Origin of the sequence: Tsukamurella spumae, assembly GCF_012396015.1 — a bacterium.
Classification (GTDB): Bacteria; Actinomycetota; Actinomycetes; order Mycobacteriales; family Mycobacteriaceae; genus Tsukamurella; species Tsukamurella spumae.
Genome location: NZ_JAAXOQ010000063.1, coordinates 1 through 4,316, shown reverse-complemented (window position 1 = coordinate 4,316; position 4,316 = coordinate 1). Strand labels below are relative to the sequence as shown.

Annotated in this window: 2 protein-coding genes and 1 pseudogene; 1 reads left to right on the top strand and 2 read right to left on the bottom strand. The window is 57.4% G+C overall.

Translation table 11 applies throughout. From position 1 onward, the window contains the following. The first annotated feature begins 258 nt into the window (after positions 1–258). Positions 259–1,311 (top strand): serine/threonine protein kinase, encoded by a 1,053-nt coding sequence (locus tag HF999_RS22015; protein WP_168547891.1) that lies wholly within the window; start codon positions 259–261, stop codon positions 1,309–1,311. Between the two features lie 84 nt (positions 1,312–1,395). Here HF999_RS22015 and HF999_RS22010 read toward each other — a convergent pair whose 3' ends face one another. After that, entirely contained in the window at positions 1,396–4,137 is a 2,742-nt protein-coding gene (locus HF999_RS22010) for an ATP-dependent DNA helicase (protein ID WP_128646661.1), read from the bottom strand. 53 nt (positions 4,138–4,190) lie between these two features. Beyond that, positions 4,191–4,316: pseudogene (locus tag HF999_RS23205) on the bottom strand (IS630 family transposase); the annotation flags it as partial.

Below are 4,316 nucleotides of genomic sequence, written 5' to 3'. Positions count from 1 at the left end.
TCCCGGGCAACCCGGACCACATCATCACGGAACTCTTTCGGATAAGGCTTAGGCACAGTAGTCATCCTTCCAGGCCGCCCTCCCGGGGCAAGCCAGATCAGATGTCACCTAACCGTGCACCAGTCCCCTCGTCAGGTCCAACGGTCCGCCGCTGATAACGCCCTCGAGCACTACAGCCGAAACCGTGATCGCAGTTCCGCTGACCTTCGTGGCAAGACCCAACACTCGCATGCCATCGATACTGCCTACGATTAAGCAATGAGCGCCACCCCTGCCGCTCGAATCATCGCCGGCAGATACCAGGTAATCCGCAGACTCGGCGCGGGCGCATTCGGTGAGGTCTTCGAAGTCAACGACCTGTTCATGAGCCAGGTCTGCGCGCTGAAGTTCTTGAGGCCCGGTTCCGTCAGTTCCGTCTGGACCGAAGCACAAGTGCTGAGGCAACTAGAAGGCGAATACATCCTGCCGGTGAGAAATGCTGACTGGGCATCTGGGGTTCCGTACATCGTTACCGATGTAGCCAACAACGGCACTCTCACCGCACGCATACCGGCCGAGATCGGCGTCGAGATCAGCACCGCGGTTGGATGGACGCGGCAAGCCTATCAAGGGGTCTCTCGGCTCCACGACCACAACCTCGTTCACCGAGACATCAAGCCCGACAACTTGTTTCTCGACGAGCGAGGTGACATCCTCGTCGGCGACCTGGGCCTAGCACAGTTCATGGACTCCCACGGTTTCGCAGATGCGGCCGGCACCCCCACAACCATGGCGCCTGAGGTGGTGTACGCATTCATGACTGGCGACCCACGCTACGAACGGTGCTACAGCGAACAGAGCGACGTCTACAGCCTCGGCGCGACCCTCTTCTGGCTGATCGCGGGGCACGAGCCTCACCGGCATATCTCCACATTTGCGGACCTGTGGAATCGCGCCACCCCAGACCTCTGGGACCACGCTCCGCACGTGCCGCAAGGCCTGCGTGATGTCGTCAACACCTCAATCGCACGCGATCCCGGCCAGCGATACGACAGCCCTGCCCAGCTTGATGCTGCGCTCGGAGGGCGCGTTCGCCCTTCGCGCAGTTGGCGGCGCATTCGCCCCCACAGCGGCCACACACAGTGCTTTGAAGGGACCAAGGGGACCTCGGTGGTGGAGGTCTGTGCCGAACCCGATCATGGCAGCACGGGGCGTCTTCGCATCGCCGCGCGACACCAACGAAGCGGGCGAGCCATTGCGCGGGTCACCCGCGTAGTCAGAAGCGGAGCGCTCTCGGCCGCGCTGCGAAGTGCTTTCCGCGCAATCAACTGAACAGGAACGCACCCAACGACATCTCAGACCCCGGTATCCATCCTGGGGGTCGATGCAGTGTGCGCCATCACTTGCTGGAGCAGACTACGGCTGCTGCCGTGACTGCTGACGTCGCGGACGCCTACCCACCGGCGTCAACCCCCGCCGTCTCTTCAGCAGATTCTCGTCTTTCGTGTTTTCGCTGACAGTCAGGCGGCTCAGTATCCTCTGCTGAGTCTCTGGCGTCCAGAACACGCGAAGCTGCCGGCGGGCCCGTGTGATTGCCGTGTAGAAGATACTGTGCGAGATACGCTCCTCATTTGCATCCGTGATAACAACCTTGACCGAGTCGTACTCAAGCCCCTGAGCCTTGTGGATAGACACCGCATACGCAACCTGGAAAGGGACGAGGGTTTCAACTACGTCGTCGTCCTCGTCACTGTTGCCTCGCTCGAACACATCGAACTGAACGATCGTGTCATCGACCTTCCGAAGATCTATCCCGTATACTTCAGCCTCGCTGACGTCACGTTTGAGGTCTACGTCGAAGGTAATTCGTCCCGGCACGCGTTCTATGGACGCTATCGTGCCTTTCGTGGTGTTCGAGATGACTCTCTTGAAACGGTTCGTTTCGTTGAACAATACGGGATCGCCGACCTTGTACGTGGACTCACCCCACGTGACCGCCTTCTCGGGATTGCTGGCCTGAAGGAAGCGGTTGACATTGTTAATGCCATACAGGCCGTCATAATTCAAGCACAGCACGATCTCATCATCGCTATGACGAGTGAACAAATCCTCGCCGAGAGCCATCGAGTAGCCATTCTTAGACAGAGACTCCTCAATGCGGTCGTCGAGGCCACGGACTCGGCTCCACAACGTAAGAAGTGCGTCGTCGTCAGTCCGATATGGTTTGGTGAGCTCGAAAGTGGAATTCTTCGGAATATACGACCGTGCGAGACTGAACCAATTTCCAAACTGGATTGCCTCAATCTGGTAGACGTCGCCAACGAGGACAAGCAGATCGAAAGATGTCTGCTGAAGGACCTTGAGAATGCTCTCGTTGTCGATAGCACTGCATTCGTCGATCACCAACACATCAACCGAGGACTCCTGTACACCACTATTATAGATGTGGCTCGCAATCGTGCTGAACTGGGTGTTCGGAGCGTCGACCCGACGCTTGAGGTTTTCGACAGCGGTGTTGGTATGCGCTAGAAATAGCTTGCTCTCGGCGGAGAAGTAGTTGGCTATGTGATTGACCATCGTTGATTTGCCTGTACCGGCAGCACCCGTGATTATGGCCACGTTAGACTCGTCGAATAGGGCGGTGAGAGCCTCTGCTTTCGCAGGGTCATTGATAATTTCTGGATTGGTATGGAGCCATTTGTTCACATCATCGGAGTGTCTCTCGACGCCTTCACCGGTTGCCTCTTGAAGCTTTTCGATAATTGCCACTGCGGCGTCTTCGTATCCAACGATGAACACGTGGCCGTTCTCGTGCTTGAGCTTTCGTGGTGCGTGCCTTGGAATGGAGGGGAGGCGGCCGTTGTGCGCTGCGATCAACTCATCGACGTCCCCGAGATCTTCGAACTCTGCTGCTGGCGTGTAAATTGTGCCGTGCTGCTCGACCAGGTTCTTAACACGCCGTGCGAGAAGCTCATGCTTTCGACCTGTTGGATCGATGCTCGCGGCGAGGTCTGCGAACCCAGGGACGTGACCGGCGGGAGATGTACAGAACGGCATCCTGTCGAACGGCGCAGATCGGGAGGTGAGGCGAAGCCCCGACAGCCATGGGTTGGGCTCCGAGTCAAGCTGCCCCTTGATAATCTGATTGCGCATGCGAAGCATCAGGTACCGCAGCACTCGGGACCCGGCACGGCCTGCCCGGACGTGCTGTCGGGCCTCGTCGAGAATTGGAAAGAGCACAGGTTTCCGACCAGAGTCGCCAGTCATGTCGGCGCGGAGACGTGCGTAGTCCGCATCACCCATGTCCATTAGGTCAAGGAGGCTCAAGCGGGTTCGAGTCAGGTATCCCATCAAATTGCGGTACTCGAGGTTCCTCGACTCGATTCGTGGTGCAGCACCGAAAATTCTGGCGAAATTTTCGAATTCGCAGGGCCGGATCGAGACTTCCCAATCGCGAATGATCAGGATCGGCATGTTTCGACCAAGGACCTCAATCGAATCGGTCGCGAGATCGAGATACGCAGCGTACCGATCGGTGATATCGACGTCGGTGAAGGCAATCGTGCGGTCGAACTTGCTCGAAGTATTGTGCGCCACGGAGAAGGTTACTTCGTAATAGATGTTTCCCTTGGCGAAGAAGGGACGCGAGCTGTGAATGTAGTAGCGATCCCGACGAGGTTCGGACGGTGTAGCGCGCGCGACTGCGATCCGCTCCGCAATCTTTTCATGATACTCCCGAAGTGACGGATCAAGATCGATGGGAAACTGTTCTAGATTGTTCAGGATCGCGATGCCAAGTTCATCGTGTACGAGTTTCCTTGTGCGGATGAGGTACTCGTAGTACTTGAGCATCAGGCGTTCGGAGGAATCTTTGTCGAGTGTGTAGTGCGATGCACTCGACTGAAGAAGATCATGAAACCTCGCCAATAGGCGGAACCTGGCTTTTGCTTTAGCATCGAGGACCGCCGCTGAGAGCTTGTTGTAATTGAATTCTGTGCTGGCGTCGCCGGCGTGCGCCCAGAGGATCAGACCTTCGACCAGGTTCCTCAACTGGGAGAGTAGGTTTTGGGCGAGTAGACCGCGGTCCCCGTTAGCATGCTGAATATTCTCGCATATGACGCTGTCGCAGTTCTTGACCTGCTCTTCGATTGACGCCATCGATCCAGATACCTCACTGCCTGCAATTTGGCGCACGAGAGTTGCACGCACGCCTAGTGGCGCGGGTTTGAAGTTGTTGGACGGTTCGCCTTCTCGAGGATCTGTTCGGCGGTCTTGGTCCAGACGAACGGGTGGGCTCTGGGGTTCCAGCCGTCGATGAACGCTCGGATCTTGGTGTT